Source organism: Saccharopolyspora indica (assembly GCF_027853965.1).
In the GTDB taxonomy this organism is placed as follows: Bacteria; Actinomycetota; Actinomycetes; order Mycobacteriales; family Pseudonocardiaceae; genus Saccharopolyspora; species Saccharopolyspora indica.
In genome coordinates this window covers 662,222-678,015 of sequence record NZ_JAQGLB010000001.1, presented here as the reverse complement: position 1 = coordinate 678,015, position 15,794 = coordinate 662,222, and the positions used below count along the sequence as shown (strand labels likewise).

At 71.7% G+C, this 15,794-nt stretch carries 17 protein-coding genes and 1 pseudogene; 5 read left to right on the top strand and 13 right to left on the bottom strand.

Features of this window, described 5'->3' with window-relative positions:
• Window positions 1-10 precede the first annotated feature (10 nt).
• Both OU416_RS03035 and OU416_RS03030 read right to left on the bottom strand, forming a co-directional pair.
• Complete coding sequence (locus OU416_RS03035) at window positions 11-220, bottom strand: hypothetical protein (RefSeq protein ID WP_270925230.1); 210 nt, start codon at window positions 218-220, stop codon at window positions 11-13.
• A complete protein-coding gene (locus tag OU416_RS03030) occupies window positions 211-456 on the bottom strand; it encodes a hypothetical protein (RefSeq protein WP_270925229.1) in 246 nt (81 codons plus the stop codon). The genes OU416_RS03035 and OU416_RS03030 overlap by 10 nt, the downstream gene beginning before the upstream one ends.
• A 212-nt stretch (window positions 457-668) precedes the next feature.
• Between OU416_RS03030 and OU416_RS03025 the strand changes: the two genes are divergently transcribed.
• A complete protein-coding gene (locus tag OU416_RS03025; protein ID WP_270925228.1) occupies window positions 669-1,142 on the top strand; it encodes an ester cyclase in 474 nt (157 codons plus the stop codon).
• 4 nt (window positions 1,143-1,146) lie between these two features.
• Here OU416_RS03025 and OU416_RS03020 read toward each other — a convergent pair whose 3' ends face one another.
• The 4 genes and pseudogenes from OU416_RS03020 to OU416_RS03010 form a co-directional block, all read right to left on the bottom strand.
• Complete coding sequence (locus tag OU416_RS03020) at window positions 1,147-1,572, bottom strand: pyridoxamine 5'-phosphate oxidase family protein (protein WP_270925227.1); 426 nt, start codon at window positions 1,570-1,572, stop codon at window positions 1,147-1,149.
• Window positions 1,573-1,715: 143 nt separating this feature from the next.
• The gene (locus OU416_RS40260; RefSeq protein ID WP_408642282.1) at window positions 1,716-2,096 is read right to left on the bottom strand and encodes a helix-turn-helix transcriptional regulator; all 381 of its coding nucleotides are present in this window, start codon (window positions 2,094-2,096) and stop codon (window positions 1,716-1,718) included.
• Window positions 2,097-3,587: 1,491 nt separating this feature from the next.
• Window positions 3,588-3,911 (bottom strand): annotated as a pseudogene (locus OU416_RS40255) (ATP-binding protein); the annotation flags it as partial.
• 194 nt (window positions 3,912-4,105) lie between these two features.
• Window positions 4,106-4,906 (bottom strand): SDR family NAD(P)-dependent oxidoreductase, encoded by an 801-nt coding sequence (locus OU416_RS03010; RefSeq protein ID WP_270925225.1) that lies wholly within the window; start codon window positions 4,904-4,906, stop codon window positions 4,106-4,108.
• Between the two features lie 152 nt (window positions 4,907-5,058).
• On the opposite strand from OU416_RS03010, the gene OU416_RS03005 reads away from it, so the two are divergent.
• Window positions 5,059-6,273 (top strand): FAD-dependent monooxygenase, encoded by a 1,215-nt coding sequence (locus OU416_RS03005; protein ID WP_270925224.1) that lies wholly within the window; start codon window positions 5,059-5,061, stop codon window positions 6,271-6,273.
• Here the strand turns inward: OU416_RS03005 and OU416_RS03000 are convergent.
• Window positions 6,260-6,673 (bottom strand): cupredoxin domain-containing protein, encoded by a 414-nt coding sequence (locus OU416_RS03000; RefSeq protein ID WP_270925223.1) that lies wholly within the window; start codon window positions 6,671-6,673, stop codon window positions 6,260-6,262. The two genes, OU416_RS03005 and OU416_RS03000, sit on opposite strands and share 14 nt — an antisense overlap.
• Window positions 6,674-6,966: 293 nt before the next feature.
• Here OU416_RS03000 and OU416_RS02995 point away from each other — a divergent pair, with 293 nt between their 5' ends.
• Window positions 6,967-8,286 carry an MFS transporter gene (locus tag OU416_RS02995; protein WP_372907206.1) on the top strand — a complete coding sequence of 440 codons (1,320 nt, stop codon included), beginning with the start codon at window positions 6,967-6,969 and terminating at the stop codon, window positions 8,284-8,286.
• A 2-nt stretch (window positions 8,287-8,288) separates the two neighbouring features.
• On the opposite strand, the gene OU416_RS02990 is transcribed toward OU416_RS02995, so the two are convergent.
• The 3 genes from OU416_RS02990 to OU416_RS02980 all read right to left on the bottom strand — a co-directional run bounded on the left by OU416_RS02990 (window position 8,289) and on the right by OU416_RS02980 (window position 11,512).
• A complete protein-coding gene (locus tag OU416_RS02990) occupies window positions 8,289-9,038 on the bottom strand; it encodes a GntR family transcriptional regulator (protein ID WP_270925221.1) in 750 nt (249 codons plus the stop codon).
• 57 nt (window positions 9,039-9,095) lie between these two features.
• Window positions 9,096-10,253 (bottom strand): acyl-CoA dehydrogenase family protein, encoded by a 1,158-nt coding sequence (locus tag OU416_RS02985; RefSeq protein WP_270925413.1) that lies wholly within the window; start codon window positions 10,251-10,253, stop codon window positions 9,096-9,098.
• A 68-nt stretch (window positions 10,254-10,321) separates the two neighbouring features.
• Window positions 10,322-11,512: an MmgE/PrpD family protein gene (locus OU416_RS02980; protein ID WP_270925220.1), complete on the bottom strand. Its 1,191-nt coding sequence runs from the start codon at window positions 11,510-11,512 to the stop codon at window positions 10,322-10,324.
• A gap of 184 nt (window positions 11,513-11,696) precedes the next feature.
• On the opposite strand from OU416_RS02980, the gene OU416_RS02975 reads away from it, so the two are divergent.
• The gene (locus OU416_RS02975) at window positions 11,697-12,533 is read left to right on the top strand and encodes an FAS1-like dehydratase domain-containing protein (protein WP_270925219.1); all 837 of its coding nucleotides are present in this window, start codon (window positions 11,697-11,699) and stop codon (window positions 12,531-12,533) included.
• Here the strand turns inward: OU416_RS02975 and OU416_RS02970 are convergent.
• Complete coding sequence (locus OU416_RS02970; protein WP_270925218.1) at window positions 12,520-13,536, bottom strand: hypothetical protein; 1,017 nt, start codon at window positions 13,534-13,536, stop codon at window positions 12,520-12,522. The genes OU416_RS02975 and OU416_RS02970 overlap by 14 nt on opposite strands.
• A 274-nt stretch (window positions 13,537-13,810) precedes the next feature.
• Here OU416_RS02970 and OU416_RS02965 point away from each other — a divergent pair, with 274 nt between their 5' ends.
• Window positions 13,811-14,365, top strand: a complete 555-nt coding sequence (locus OU416_RS02965) for an HD domain-containing protein (protein WP_270925217.1) — start codon at window positions 13,811-13,813, stop codon at window positions 14,363-14,365.
• Here OU416_RS02965 and OU416_RS02960 read toward each other — a convergent pair.
• Together OU416_RS02960 and OU416_RS02955 are read right to left on the bottom strand one after the other, a co-directional pair.
• Window positions 14,353-14,829 (bottom strand): NUDIX domain-containing protein, encoded by a 477-nt coding sequence (locus OU416_RS02960; RefSeq protein ID WP_270925216.1) that lies wholly within the window; start codon window positions 14,827-14,829, stop codon window positions 14,353-14,355. The two genes, OU416_RS02965 and OU416_RS02960, sit on opposite strands and share 13 nt — an antisense overlap.
• Before the next feature lie 13 nt (window positions 14,830-14,842).
• Window positions 14,843-15,589, bottom strand: a complete 747-nt coding sequence (locus tag OU416_RS02955; RefSeq protein ID WP_270925215.1) for a helix-turn-helix domain-containing protein — start codon at window positions 15,587-15,589, stop codon at window positions 14,843-14,845.
• Window positions 15,590-15,794: the final 205 nt, after the last annotated feature.

Here is a 15,794-nt window from a genome sequence, read left to right as displayed (position 1 = left end):
TCCGGCGGGGTCACCCGACTTCGGCGCGCAGCATCGCCCTGGTGGGCGCGAGGCCGGATTCGCCGGTCCGGCGGTCGTACTCCGCTGCCACGGCGCGCATCTCGCACCGGTAGCGGTCGGCCAGGTGCCACTGCCGGGCCTGGCGGGCGAGGGTCAGCTGGTGCTCGGCGCGGCGGGCGCGGGCGTCGAGCTCTTCGGCGGTGCAGCGGCTCAGCAGCATGCCCGGTCCTCGGGTCGGGTGCCGAGCCGCGGCGCGGGGATCAGGCCGGTCGCGGCTCGCACCGCGTCGGAGTGGGTGCGGTGCACCGTGCGGGCGGTGTCGGGCCCGGGGTTGGCCCTGGTGCCCTGCTGGTCGCAGATCCACGTTCCCAGGAACAGGTTCCGGTACACGTGCGGGCGGTGGGGGGAGCGGGTTCCGAGCTGGAGGGTCGCGGTGCTCGGTGGGGGCTGGAACATCTCGGGTCGCGTCCTGGGTCGGGTGGCTTTCGGTACGACTCCAGACTGGCCGGATCCGGCCCCGGTTCCGACGGGAGTACTACGTAGCGGGTACGTATTCCGGGACTTTGTGCCCTGGCCGGATCCGGGTGCGCCTGCTGCCGCGGCCCGGCGGGTAGTCTCGGGTGCGCAAGGTCGGACCGCAGCCGGGCACAGCGGGGGTTGCCATGGCGATGAGCGACGCACAGCGGATCGAGGCCCAGCGCCGCACGATCACCGAGCACATCGAAGCGGAGAACGCGCACGACTGGCCGCGCGTGTACGGCACCTTCGTCCAGGACGAGCACGCGTTCTACGACGTCGTCCCGCTGAGCACCCGGTACGCGGGGTTCACCGGGGTGCAGGACTTCTACCGGATCCTGGACGAGGCCATCCCGGACTTCCGGGTCACGGTGAACGCCGAGTACGACTCCCCCGGCGCCTCCGTGCGGGAAGTGACGATCGACGGCACCCACCGGGGCGAGTACTGCGGGGAGCAGCCGTCGGGCAGGCCGGTGTCCTTCGAACTGGCCGCCTTCTACATCTTCCGCCCGGAGGAGCCGGGGAAGCTGCTCGCCGAGCGCATCTACTTCGACAACGAGACCGTGCTGCGCCAGATGCGCGGCGAGGAGAACGCGCCGGCCGGGATCGGCCTGGCCGCGCCGTGAGCCTTCAGTTCAGGAAGCGGCGCACCACTTCGGGGTGGATGACGATGCGGACCCAGTGCTCGGCGAGCATCCCGGCGAGCTCCTCGGCGCGAGCCGGGTCGTCGAGGTCGTCCCAGTAGCGGGCGAACAGGCGGGCGCACAGGTCGTTGCCCCCGTCGGGTTCCACCGTGGCCCGGCCCGCGACCGACACCCAGCGCTCGCGCTCCCCCACCGGCGCGGCGACGATGATCGACGCTCGGGGATCGCGGCGCAAGCGGCGCACCTTGAGCGTGTCCGGGCCGGTGAACAGCTGGATCGTGCCCTCGTCGGTGGCTTCGAACCACACCGGCCGGGGCTGCGGCGGGAGCGGTCCCGCCGCCGCGGAGAGGAATCCGTGCAGGGGGCGCCGGAGGAACTCGATGTCCTCGGCGGTCAGCGAAGTGGCGCTCATGGTGCCGATTGAACCCGGTCCGCCCGGGCGATCCCATGGGTGAGACGCCCGATCGCCTGTCCATTCGTCCAGCCTCGCCGCGGTGGACGCCGTCAGCGGCCTGACCCGGGCGAGTTCCGGCGCACCGCGACCGGAGGCGTGAGTCAGGTGGCGGCTTCGGGCAGGCCGGCGATCCACGCGGCGACCTGGGTGCGCGATCCGAAGTCGAGCTTGGTCAGGATGTGCTCCACGTGCGCCTCCGCGGTGCGCTGGCTGATCACCAGCCGCGCGGCGATCTCCTTGTTCGACAAGCCTTGCGCGATGGCTTCGGCGACCTGGAACTCCCGGCGCGTCAGCGGTCCCTGCCGCGGTTTCCGCGCGGCGACCGACGGTTGGGGCTTCTCCCGGACCGCTGCCGCCAGGCCTTCCAGGATCGACAGGTTCGCGGTCTCGGCGACGGCCTTGCCGAAGGCGCTGTCCCCCAGCGCCGCACGCGCCCGTTCCTCGGCCCGGCTGCGGTACTCGAGCAGCTGCTGCGCGCCCATCAGCGGGACCCCGACCAGCTGCCACAGGCGGTCGAGGACGCCGAAGAGCCTGGCCGCCCTGGCGTGCTCGCCGCGCGAGACGTGCGACCACGCCAGCACTTCCGCGGCCATCCCGAGTCCGAAGAGGTCGTTGAAGCGGGACTTGATGCCGATGCTGGTCCGCAGGTGCACCACGGCGTCGTCGGCATCGCCCCGCATCCAGCTCGCGAGCCCGCGCACCACGAGCCCCCACGACCTGGTCCACAGCTCGCCGGCCTTCGCGGTGAGCTGCAGGCACTCCTGCGCGTAAGCGGTGGCGCGGTCGGTCTCGCCGCGCAGGCAGGCCACCAGCCCGGACTGGACCAGCGACATCACCATCGGGCTGGTGATCTTCGGGCGCGTGCGGTGGTACGACCACGCCCGCGTGGTCAGCGAGCTGGCCTCCTCCAGGTGACCCTCGGCCATCGCGTCGACGCCCCGCAGGTGCAGGCCGAAGGCGGCCAGCCCGGCGTCCTTGAGGTGCTCGGCCACCGCGCTGCACCCCTCGGCGGTGGCCCGTCCCCGCTCCAGGTCCCCCTGGTGGGAGGCCAGCCAGCTGCACACCCAGAGCGCGGTCGCCCGCGGCGCGGTCGGGCTGGTGTCCAGCGCCAGCAGGCGGTCCAGCCACTGCCTGCCCTCCGCGATGAGCCCGCAGGCCGTCCAGTAGAACCACAGCCCCCCGGCGAGCCGGAGGCCTTCCTGCACCTGGCCCGGCTGCGTCGCGCAGAACTCCAGGGCGGCGCGCAGGTTGTCGTGCTCGGCGCTGATGCGGGCGCGCCACGCCAGCTGGTCCGGGCCGAACCACTCGCGCGCGCCCTGCTCGGCCAGCGCGAGGTAGTGGTCCCGGTGCCGCCTCCGCAGCTGCGCCCGCTCGTCGTCGGCCAGCAGGCTCCGGCCGTACTCGCGGACCGTCGCCAGCAGCCGGTAGCGGGTGGTTCCGGCGGGCCCGGGCTCGCGGGTGAGGATCGACTTGTCCACCAGGGCCGCCATCAGCTCCAGGACGGCCTCCGCGCCGAGGCCGGAGCCGCTGCAGACGTCCTCGGCCGCCGCGAGGTCCACGCCACCGGCGAAGACCGACATCCGCGACCACAGCAGCCGCTCCTCCGCCGAGCACAACTCGTGGCTCCAGTCCATGGTGGCCCGCAGCGTCTGGTGCCGCGGCAGCGCGCTGCGGTTGCCCGCCAGCAGCTGGAAGCGGTCGCCGATGCGGGCCAGCAGCTCGTCCACCGACAGGAACCGGGTGCGGGCGGCGGCCAGCTCGATCGCCAGCGGGATCCCGTCCAGCTCCCGGCACAGCTGGGCGACCGCGCCGCTGTCGGCCGCAGCGGGCTGGAAACCGGCCGCCGAGGCCCGCTCGGCGAACAGCCGCACCGAGTTGCCCGCGTCCGCACCGTTGTGGTGGCCGTCGGGGACCGGCAACGTCGAGACCACGACGACGTGCTCGCCGTAGACCTCCAGCGGCTGCCTGCTGGTGGCGAGGATCCGCAGCTCGGGCGCGGCGTCGAGCAGCACTGCGCACGCCTTGACGCAGCCGTCCAGCACCTGCTCGCAGTTGTCCAGCACGACGAGGATCTCCTTGTCGGAGACGTAGTCGGCGAGCACGTGCTCCACGCCGCGGGCCGACCAGTCCTGGATGCCCAGGGTCTGCGCCACGGTGTGCACCACCAGGTCGTCGTCGTGCACCTCGGCCAGCTCGACCAGCCAGCCGCCATCGCGGTAGGACCGCCCCAGCTGGGCGGCCACCCGCAGCGCCAACCGGGTCTTGCCGACGCCGCCCACACCGGTCAGCGTCACCATCCGGGCGCTGGACAGCGCTTGCCGGACGTCGACGCACTCCTGCCGACGATCGACGAAGCTCGTGCGCTCGGCGGGCAGGTTGCCCACCCGTCTGCGCGCCGTACGACTGGCCACTGACGGCCCCACGAGCGAATTGGTGCGAAACCGTGCACCGCCAGCCTACGACCGCCGCCCGCCGGAAGCGAGCAGCGATCTCACAGCGCGCGGCCGATGGGCACGGTCGGCATGTCCACCGCGTGGCCGCCGCCGTCGGCGACGATGACCGCCCCGGTGATGAACGACGCCTCCGCGGAGGCCAGGAACCGGCACACGGCGGCGATCTCGGCCGGTTCGGCGGCCCGCCGCAGCGGGAGGTCCGCGGTGACCGCCGCGTAGCCGGACTCGTGGTCGGGCAGGTCGGCGGCCGCGGCGAAATCGGCCATCTCCTGGTCGGACATCGGCGTGCGCACCCAGCCGGGGCAGATCGCGTTCACCCGCACGCCGCGCGGCCCGTAGTCGCGCGCCATGGAGCGGGTCAGCCCGATCAGCGCGTGCTTGCCCACGGTGTAGCCCGCCACCTCCGGTCCGGCGAACAGCCCGGCGACCGAGGACATCACCACGATGTTGCCACCCGCCTCCACCAGCGCCGGAAGCGCGGCGCGGCACATCACGAACGCGCTGTTGAGGTTGCCGTCGAGGCTGCGCCGCCAGTCCTCGTCGGTGGTGTCGGCGACCGCGGACATGCCGTGCCCGCCCGCGTTGACCACGAGCACGTCCAGCCCGCCGAACTCCTCGACGGTGCGCCGCACGACCGCGCGCGCGTCGGCGTCCACCGACGAATCTCCCTGCACCGCAAGGGCTCCGGTGGTCGCGGCGACCTCGTCGAGCGGTTCCTTCCGGCGGCCGGTGACGACCACCCGCGCTCCCTCCGCCGCCAGCCGGGCCGCCGTCGCGGCGCCGATCCCGGTGCCTCCGCCGGTGATCAGCACGACCTTGCCGTCGAACGCCTCAGCCACCGCACTTCCCCTCCACGCGCGAAACCGGACTCCAGGCTCCCAGATCCCGGACGCACCACCCCGCGGCCGAACGGAGCATTCGCGGGCAGGTTCGGCGGGTGCCGCGCGGGGTACCACGCAGGGAGCCATGCGCCGTCGGCCAGGAGGGTTCCATGAAGATCGTGTGCGTCGGGGCCGGGCCCGCCGGTCTGTACTTCGCCATCTCCGCGAAGCTGCGCGACGCCGGGCACGAGATCTCCGTCCTCGAACGCGACCCGCCCGGCGCCACCTACGGCTGGGGCGTCGTGTACTGGGACGACCTGCTGGACACCCTCTACATCAACGACCGGGAGAGCGCGCAGCGCATCCGCGCGGCCTCGACGGTCTGGCAGGAGCAGGTGGTGGCGATCCACGGTGAGCGCGCCTACCTCAGCGGGTACGGCTACAGCGTCAACCGGGCGGTGCTGCTGGACGAGCTGACCCGGCGCGCCCTCCAGCTCGGCGTGGACGTGCGGCACGAGCGCCCGGTGGACGACATCGCCGAGTTCGCCGACGCCGATCTGGTGGTGGTCGCCGACGGGGCGAACAGCCGGAACCGGCAGCGCTACGCCGAGCAGTTCGGCACCGAGCTGAGCCAGGGCAGCAACCCCTACCTCTGGCTGGGCACCCGCCGGATCTTCGACGAGTTCACCTTCGGCTACGAGCCGACCCCGCACGGCTGGATCTGGTTCCACGCCTACCCCTCCAGCGCCGGGGTGAGCACCTTCATCGTCGAGTGCCAGGAGGAGACCTGGCGGGCGCTGGGGTTCGACGAGCTCGACGACGCGGCGAGCACCCGGTTGCTGGCGGAGATCTTCGACGAGCACCTGGCCGGGCACGCGCTGATCAGCGCGGCGCGCGGCAGGCCCGCGTCCTGGCAGCGCTTCACGCAGGTCCACAACGAGACCTGGCGGCACGCCAACGCGGTGCTGATCGGCGACGCCGCGCACACCACGCACTTCACCATCGGCTCGGGCACCAGGCTCGCCATGATCGACGCCTTGGTGCTCGCCGAGAAGCTGCACGAGAACGAGCAGACCGGCAACGCGCTCAAGGAGTTCGACGGCGAGGGCCACGCGGCGATGCGCGTGGTGCAGGCCGCCGCGCGCACCAGCATGGCCTGGTTCGAGACCCTCGACCGCTACACCGACCGCAACGCGGTGGACTTCTGCTTCGCGATGTCCTCGCGCAGCGGGTTGCAGCCGCCGTGGCGCTACCAGGCGCACCGGCTCACCCAGAACCCGTTGGTGCGCAAGGTGTTGCGGATCTACTGCAACGGCCTGCGGTGGCTGGGCGCGCGGCGGCGGGGCGAGTCCTGGAAGCGCCGGGGCGCGGTCAGCCGACCCTGACGTAGAGCTGCATCCCCAGCTGCCGGTGGTCGCCGATCGGGCACCAGAAGTCGTACACCCCGGGTGCCAGGGTCACCGTCAGGTCGGCGGCATCGCCCGACCGGACCGTCGGTGTCCGCGCGTTCTCGACGCCAGGTCCGCTGATCTCCAGCGCGTGCGGTGCCGCTCCCGCGTTGATCGCGCGGAACGTGTAGCGGCCCGGCGGCAGCCACGTGGGCTGCTCCAGGCGGAAGTCGACCATCCGGACCGTCACCGCGTCCGGTCCACCGGCCGGTGCCGGTTGCGCGGCAGCGGCGGTGGTCGCCCCGGCGCACAAGGCCGTCAGCAGCGTGATGACGGCGAACAGCACGCCGAGCGTTCGGCGGCTGGCAACTCCGTTCGCATCCACATCGGTTCGCATCGTCCGCCCCCTCGGAATCCGCATCGGTCCGGGACGCCCGCGCAACAGCGCTCGAAAGCACGCACCAGACCGCTCGTGGTGTTGCGATTCACCGATCCAGCGTAGGTCCGCGGCCCGTCCGGGTGGTGGCCCGTGGGCCAGGTGGGGCGGCGGTGCGAACTCTTGCGGAAGCACCGCGCTGTGGCTCGCGGGACGCGTGCGCCCGGGTTCGCCCCGGTGGGGGTCGGCACCGCTCAGAAGGGCTTCTTCGAGTGGCTGTACCGGTGACGGGCTGGTGTGATCCTGGCGTGGGCGTGTCAACGGGTGCCCCGCCGACGGTCCATCGGCGCGGGCGAGCGGTGTTCAGCTGGGCGCTGTGGGACTGGGGGTCCTCAGCGTTCAACACCGTCATCTTGACCTTCGTGTTCACCGTGTACCTGACCGAGGGCGTCGCCGTCGACCCGGAGAGCGGCTCGACGGCGCTCGGCGTGGCGCTGACGATCGCCGGTGTGTGCATCGCGCTGGTCGCGCCGGTGACCGGGCAGCGCAGCGACGCCGGCGGGCGGCGCAAGCTGTGGCTGGCGGTGCACACCGCGCTGGTGATCGTCTGCACCGCGGGGCTGTTCCTCGTCCAGGACGATCCGTCGTACCTGGTGCTGGGCCTGGTGCTGCTGGCAGCGGCCAGCGTCTTCGCCGAGTTCGCCACGGTGAACTACAACGCGATGCTGCTGCAGGTCTCGACACCGGCGACGATCGGGCGCATCTCCGGGTTCGGCTGGGGCATGGGCTACTTCGGCGGGCTCGTCGCACTGGTGATCGTGCTGATCGGCTTCGTGCAGCCCGACGTCGGGCTCTTCGGCGTGACCGCGGACAACGGCCTGAACATCCGCGCCGTCGCGCTGTTCGCGGCGGTGTGGTTCGCGGTGTTCGCGGTGCCGCTGTTCGCCTTCGTGCCCGAAGCCCCGTCCTCCGGCGAACCGCTGCGGCACGCCCTGGTGAGCAGCTACGTGGTGCTCGGCAAGCGGCTGGCCTGGATGTGGCGCGAGGAGCGCCGCACGCTGGGGTTCCTGGTGGCCAGCGCGATCTACCGGGACGGGCTGGCGGCCATCTTCACCTTCGGCGGGGTGATCGCCGCGGGCACCTTCGGGTTCACCCCCAGCGAGGTCGTGGTCTTCGCCATCACCGCCAACCTGGTGGCCGGGCTCGGCGCGTTCCTGGGCGGCCGGGCCGACGACCGGTTCGGGCCGAAGGCGGTCATCGTCACCGCGCTGTTCGGGCTGGTGGTGGTCGGCGTGCTGCTGCTGGTGCTGCCGCCGGGCAAGGCGGCGTTCTGGGTGTGCGGGCTGACGCTGGCGATCTTCCTCGGCCCCACCCAGTCGGCCAGCCGGACGTTCCTGGCGCGCATCGCCACCCCGGGCAAGGAGGGCGAGGTCTTCGGCCTCTACGCCACCACCGGCCGCGCGGTGAGCTTCCTGGGCCCGCTGGCCTTCAGCGGCTTCATCACCCTCTTCGGCAGCCAGCGCGCCGGGATGGGCGGCATCGTGCTCATCCTGGTGGTCGGCCTGCTGGCGATGCTGCCGGTGCGGTCGCCGGACCGCCCCGCGGAGCCGACCGAGATACCGGCGGCGAGCTGACCTCAGCGGACGTTGCGGCGCAGGCGCACCCGGTAGGAGTAGTGCTCCGGGAGGAAGTGGCTGACCGCGAGTTCCACCGGTCGTCCGGTGGTGGACTGGTACATGCGGTCGATGCGCAGCAGCGAGCGGTGCGGTTCGCAGCCGAGGTGCTCGGCGATCTCGGGCGTCGCGGTGCCGACCGTGATGCTCTGCTCGGCTTCGGCGATGGGATCGCTCAGCCGGTCGTCGAGCAGCCCGATGATGGTCACCCGGCTGCGGGCGCCGGCCTCGGTGAGCTCGGGCACCGACTCGACCAGCTTGCCGACCTCGGGCGGCAGGAACACCGTGGTCAGGCAGAACGGCACGTCGTCGTGCAGGCGCAGGAACTCCAGCACGTGCACCCGGTCGGCGGCCAGCCGCAGCCGCCCGGCGGCGTCGAGGTCGACCTTGCGGTGCAGCGGGGTGAGCAGCCGCATCGTGGTGTCGATGGACAGCCCCATCAGGTCGTCGATGGAACCGAACTGGCGCAGGTACTGCTCCTCGCGGGGCGCGGCGAAGGTGCCGCGGCCCGGGATGCGGTAGACCATGCCCTCGGCGACGAGGTCCTGGAAGGCGCGGCGCACCGTCTGGCGGCTGACCCGGTGGCTCTCGGCGAGCTCGGCCTCGGTGGGCAGGCGCTTGCCCTCCGGGTAGTCGTGCTGCAGTATCGCCGCCCGCAGCTCCCGCGCCAGGCGCAGGTACGCGCTCTCCCTGCCGTCCGTCCGCGCCGCCACGCCACCACCTCCCGGGTACTCACCACAGACCGTAGCGGAACCCCGCCGCGAGGTGGCTCACGCGTCGAGGCCGCCGCGCTTGACCAGCTGGGCGGCGATCACGTTGCGCTGGATCTCGTTGGTGCCCTCCCCGACGATCATCAGCGGCGCGTCGCGGAAGTAGCGCTCCACGTCGAACTCCGCGGAGTAGCCGTATCCGCCGTGGATGCGCACCGCGTTGAGCGCGATCTCCATCGCGGCCTCCGAGGCGTACAGCTTGGCCATGCCCGCTTCCATGTCCACCCGGCGGCCCGCGTCGAACTCGCGCGCGGCGTGCAGGGTCAGCTGCCGGGCGGCGGTGAGCTTGGTGGCCATCTCCGCCAGGTAGTTGCCCACCGACTGGTGCTGCCAGATGGGTTTGCCGAAGCTCTCCCGCTCCTGGGCGTAGCGCAGCGCGTCCTCCAGCGCGGCCCGGCCCACGCCCAGCGCGCGGGAGGCGACCTGGATGCGCCCGGTTTCCAGGCCCTTCATCATCTGCGCGAAGCCCTTGCCCTCCGCACCGCCGAGCACGGCGCTCACCGGCGCGCGGTGGTCGTCGAAGTGCAGTTCGCAGCTCTCCACGCCCTTGTAGCCGAGCTTGGGCAGGTCGCGGGACACCGTGAGGCCGGGGCCGTGCTCGACCAGCACGATCGAGATGCCCCGGTGCGCGGGTTCGGCGTCCGGGTCGGTCTTGCACAGCAGCGCGATCAGCTGGGAGCGGCGGGCGTTGGTGATCCAGGTCTTGCCGCCGTTGATCACGTACTCCTCGCCGTCGCGGCGGGCCGTGGTGGTCATGGCCTGCAGGTCCGAGCCGCCGCCGGGTTCGGTCAGCGCCATCGTCGCGCGGATCTCGCCGGTGGCCATCTTCGGCAGGTACCGGCGCTTCTGCTCCTCGGTGCCGAAGTCCAGCAGCAGCTTGGACACCACGGTGTGCCCGCCCATCGCACCGGCCAGGCTCATCCAGCCGCGCGCCAGCTCCTCCACGATCAGCACGTAGCAGGGCGTGGACACCGGTGTTCCGCCGTACTCCTCCGGGATGGCCAGTCCGAAGACGCCCAGCTGCTTCATCTGCTCGATGAGCGCTTCCGGGTAGGCGTTGGCGTGCTCGAGCTCCTGCACCACCGGTTTCGCGGACTTGTCGATGAAGTCCCGCACCGTTTCCACGGCGAGCTTCTCGTCCGCGCTGAGGATGTCCACTGTGCTCACGACGTTGCTCTCCCAGTCTCCCGGTTCTCCTCTGTTCCAGCGGAAATCCGGATCGGTGTTCAGTCGGCTCGCGGGAAGGTCCTGCGCAGGAGTTGCCGGACCGCCGTCCAGTCGGCACCGGCGAGCAGGGCCGGGACGTCGGTGCCGCAGGCCTTGAACTTCTCGGCCAGTTCGGCGTCGGTCGGCGGTCGCGACGGCGCGCCCGGTGGTTGTGCCAGCCGCACGTGCAGCGGCGGGCCGTCGTGCGTCACCTCGATGTCGACCTCGCCGGTCAGCAGGCCGTCGGCGCCGGGCGTGCTTTCGAGCTCCACTCCGCGCAGCAGTTCCTGCGCCGCGGCCCGACCGACGGCCGCGTCGGTGAAGGCCGCGAAGTCCGGGTAGTCGTCCAGCAACGCGGTCGCCACCGCGTAGGGCAGGCTGAACTTGCCCTCCAGACCGGTCGTGGGGCGGTCGTGGATCAGCGGTGTGACGGTGGCCTGCGGCGTGCGCACCCGCACTCCGCGCACCTGCCCGCGGATCTGGTGGCGGATCTCGCGCAGCGCGGCGATCGGCCGCTGCATCGCGTAGCAGCACGGGTAGACCTTGATCGCGAGGCCGCCCGGCACGGCGGGCCCGGACAGGTCCAGCTCGCCGCTGCCGCCGACCAGCTCCAGCCAGGCGTCCAGGGCACCGGGGTCGGCGGTGGCCCCGGCCTGCGCCAGCTGCGCGGCGCGCACCCCGGCCTGCGCGGCGAAACCGACCTGCAGCGATTTGCCGTGCGTGCCGAACGCGTTCTGCACGCCGCCGGCGGCGGGGACGGCGAGCGCCATCGCCGTCGCCAGCTGCCCGGCGGACAGTCCCAGCGCTGTCCCGGCGGCGACGGCGGCGGCCGGGGCTCCGGCCGTGCAGGTCGCGTGCCAGCCCGCGGCGTAGTGCGACCAGCCGAGCGCGTTGCCCAGGCGGGCCATCACACCGGCCCCGGCCAGGTAGGCCCGCGCGTCACCGCCGGTGGCCAGCACCACCGGCACGGTCACCACGCTGATGTGGGTGGTGGACTCGACGTGCAGGTCGTCGAAGTCCAGCACGTGGCCGATGGCCGCCCAGCGCGCGGCGTCGGGCAGGTCGGCGGCGATCCCGGTCAGCGGGTCGTCCCTGGCGGCGAGGGTGACCGCGGCGGTGTCGAGCAGCGAGCGGTGGGCCAGCGCGAGGTCGTCGGGGCCCGGTTCGAGGTCGGCCGCCCAGTTCGCGAGGGATTCGGCGATGGATGCCATGGGAACCCTTTCCGCCAGCGCGCGCCGCTGAGCTGTCCGCCAATCTTTGTACGGCCAAATCCGCCGCGCGGTCAAGGACCCTCCGAAACCGGCTGCCCCAACGAGAGCACGTTGACGGCGCGGCATACGAGGCCGAGACTTGCGTGAAGTTTGTACGGCCCAATCGGCGGACCGAGGAGGAGCAGTGCCGGGACTGGACACCTACCTGCGGGAGTGGCGGCCGGAGCCGCTGGTCGAGACCGACGCGCTGCCCGCCGATCCGTCGCGCGCGCTGGCCGCGGCGCTGGGGACGACGGCTCCGGAGGAGGTCCTGCCGCCGCTGTGGCACTGGCTGCACTTCCTGGACTGGCCGCGGCACGCCGAGCTCGGCGCGGACGGGCACCCCGAGCACGGCCACTTCCTGCCACCGCTGCCCGACCGGCGACGGATGTTCGCCGGTGGCCGGCTCACCATCACCGCTCCCCTGCGCCTGGGCGCGCCTGCCGAACGCACCACGTCGCTGGCCGATGTCGTGGTCAAGCAGGGGCGGTCGGGCGAGATGGCGTTCGTGACGGTCCGCGGTGAGTACCGGCAGGACGGCGAGCTGCGGTTCGTCGACGAGCAGGACTACGTCTACCGCAGCGGGGAGAGCGCGGCCAAGAACCCCGACGCCGCCCGGCCCACCGGGTTCCCGGTCTCCGGCGCACCGTGGCAGCAGGAATTCACCGGTGATCCCGTGCGGCTGTTCCAGTTCAGCGCGCTGACCGCCAACACGCACCGCATCCACTACGACGCGCCCTACGCCCACGACGTCGAGGCCTACCCCGGACTCGTGGTGCACGGCCCGCTGCTGGTGCTGCTGATGACCGAACTCGCCCGCCACCGGGCACCTGGTCGCGAGCTCGCCGGTGTCGACTACCGGCTGCGCCGCCCGGTCTTCGCCGGTGATCCGGTGCTGATCACCGGTGGGCCGGACGGCGCCATGGCGGTGCGCACCGCGCCGGAGGAGGTCATGGCCACCGCCCGGATCACCTTCGGCTGACCCGCGCCCAGACGTCGAGCAGCCGGGCCGCGGAGCCGCCGACGGGACCGACCGCGTCCGCGAGCACGGCCGCATCGGGCAGCTCCGCACCGTCCACTGCGGACACCGCGGGCGCCGGGTCGGTGATGGTGCTGGAGCAGACCGCCAGCAGGTGCTCCGGGACGGTCAGCGCCGGGTCGACGCATCCGACCAGCGGTGTGCCCACCGCGGCGATCAGCGGGAACACCGTGCCGGGAATCCCGATCGCCGCCTCGGCCCGCGCCGACGCCTGCAACGACGGGACGTCCCTGATCTCGTAGCGGCTCCACAGCGACGGGTCCTCCCGCGGGTGCAGGCCGACCAGGATGCGCTTGCCTGCGGCCTGCAGCTTCTCCGCCGCCGCCAGCAGCAGCTCGGTGCCGGGCGCGGCCGCCCCGGTGCCGTCGGGATGGGTGACGCTGGTGAGCACGAGCACCAGCCCCGGTTCCGGAGTTCGCGTCGGCAATGTGTCCGCTTGCGGCGCGCCGACGACGCGAACCTTGCGGCGGGTTCCCAGGTAGCCCGCGAAAGCGCGGGCTTCCGCCGGGGACGATGCGGTGATCGCGCGCAACCGCGGCCGCAGCCACCGAGCGCGGGCGGCTTCCTTCGGGTTGAGGTAGGCCAGCGAGCTGGCGGCCAGCGGCAGCCGCCGGAAACGGGCCGCGCACTCCGCGGGCCACTCCTCCGCACCCGTCACGACCAGCAGATCCGCCCGCGAGACCTCGCCGGGCACCGCCACCGGGACCGGGTCGTCCGGAGCGACCCCGGTGCGATCGGGCACCAGCTGCGTCAGCTGCCAGCCGCGCCGGTCGGCTTCGGCCAGCAGCGGTTTGACGTGGTAGGTGCCCCACGGCTCGTTCGTCGCAATCAGCACCCGCCGAGGCCGCGCGGCCGAAGCCGTCCCGCCGAGCGCGAGAAGCCCCGCCCCGGCCAGAGCGCCACCCAACACCGTCCGGCGCGCGAGCACCGCCTGATCGTCGTTCATGCCCGGCAACCTAGACACCCGATTCGTCCACGACGTGAACGCACGGCGAACGCACGTCCCATCCCGATGCCGATTTCACGCGGACCCGCCATCGGATCCGTTTCCGCTGCTCAGGCCCCGTGAGCGTTTGGGGTGCCATAGAAACGGGTGTTTTGCTTCCGATTGACAAGCAGTTGGACAGTCACCAGGCGCTGGCCAGGGGCGCGTCGACAACCAGCCCAGGAGAGCCCTAGAGCGCTCGATCGCACGAGAAGGTTCGGTAACGTCGATGAACATGGACTCGGATTCCTCTGCAGCCGCCGCACTCGCCGAGAACCTGGTCAAGCCGCTCGGGCGCCGTTGGGAGCACGTCCAAGCCGTCGCAGCTCGTGCGCACGAGCTGCGCCGCGCCGTCGCCCCCGAGGACGAAGACACGCTGATCGCGGCCGCGTGGCTGCACGATCTCGGGTACGCACCCGAGATCGGCCACACACGATTCCATCCGCTCGACGGAGCGCGCTACCTCCGCGACCAGCACTGGCCCGAGGTCATCGTGAACCTGGTCGCTCACCATTCTGGAGCACGATACGAAGCCGCCGAGCGTGGCCTGTCCGACGAACTCGCCGAGTTCCCGTTCCAGGACTCACCGCTGCTCGACGCGCTCGTCACCGCCGACCTGACCACCGGCCCGGCCGGCGAGCGATTCACCTACGACGAGCGCATGGACGAGATCCTCAGCCGGTACCAGCCCGACGATCCAGTCCACCGCACCTGGACCAAAGCCCGCCCGGTGATCGGTGCAGCCGTTGCCCGGGCCGAACGCCGGCTGGCCGCGGCTCAGCCGAGGTAGGGACTGGTTCGAGCCGAATCGAGCGCGTGGTCGATGCGCAAGCGCATCGACGGGTGGATGTTGAGGCCGTCGAGGTCCGCCGGGGCGACCCAGCGGACCTCTTTCGTTTCGCTTCCGTCCTCGCGGGGTTCGCCGCCGATCCAGCGGCATTCGAAGCAGAGCGAGAACTGCTGCCGGACTTCCCCATCGTCGTAGGCCATGACGTGCGCGGGGTTGGTGTACGTTCCGACCAGGCGGACGACCTCGACGTCAAGCCCGGTTTCTTCCTGAACTTCCCGGACGACGGTGTCGGTGAGGCACTCGCCGACGTCGTGCCCACCGCCGGGTAGTGCCCAGAGGTCGTTGTCGACCTTGTGAATGAGGAGCACGTCTCCAGCGCCGTTCCGGATCGCTGCGGTCACCGATGGCACCACGGAATTCGCGGGCGGAGCACTGGGGTCGTTGAAGTAGTCGATGCGGGCCACGGGGCGCCCCTCCTCAGTCGGACAGTTCTGGTCGAGCTTGCTTCCAGGCGTGGTCGAACGAGCGCACGTAGTTCTTCCACATGAGGCCACCGGGGAGCTGGCGGAGATGCAGCACGGGATTCTGACCGGCGAGCCCTCCGAACACATGACCGTTCACCAGCAGGTTGTCGTCGAACCGGTAGAGCGAGTTGTACAGGATCGTCCCGTGCGTTCTGACCTCGACATTCGAGAGGTCAGCCACCTCGGCGAGGTAGCGCCGCATCATCTGGATCCGCCCTTGGAGGCCGCCGGTCGTGCCTTCTTCCATCGCCCTCTGCGTCACCGCGGTCGAAGTCTCGTCGCCGACCGCGAACCGGAATCTCACGCCCTCGGCGGCCTTCTGGCGCACGACGGGGAGGATGTCGTGCTGCTCCACCAGGAACTGCCCGGAGAACACGAGGACGTCCATCTGCTCCTTGACGCTGGCGATCAGCTCGGTCCACAGCGTGAACGGGATCGACGACCGGGACGGGTACAGGTGCACCAGCTCGGTGTCGGTGTTCGGCTTGACGTGCAGATTCTCGGCCAATGATGGCCAGAGGTGAACCTCATCGACTCCGACGAGATTCGAGATGTCCCGGCGGTTGCCGGGGTGGGGGACACGGCCATCAACCGTGACCCATCGCCCCGCGGTTTTCGGGTCGACGCGGAGCTCCCGAGCCAGATCGTCGATGGTCAGGCCCGCTGCCCGGATCGCGGACTGTAGGCGTTCGTTCGGCATTGGGCACCCCGGGAAGGGACGTTTTCGGTACGAGTTCGGACGTTTTGCGGACGCTAGCGACCGCGCAGGACGTCTGCAAGCGACCCGCCGAAGCCCTGGGAACGTCCTTTGCGCTGCGGTGAACTTGTTGTCGTGCAATGCAGATCAGGACAGATTCCCGAGCCTGCCAGCTGCATCCGCGAGGCGCGCGGCGGACAGGTGGGTC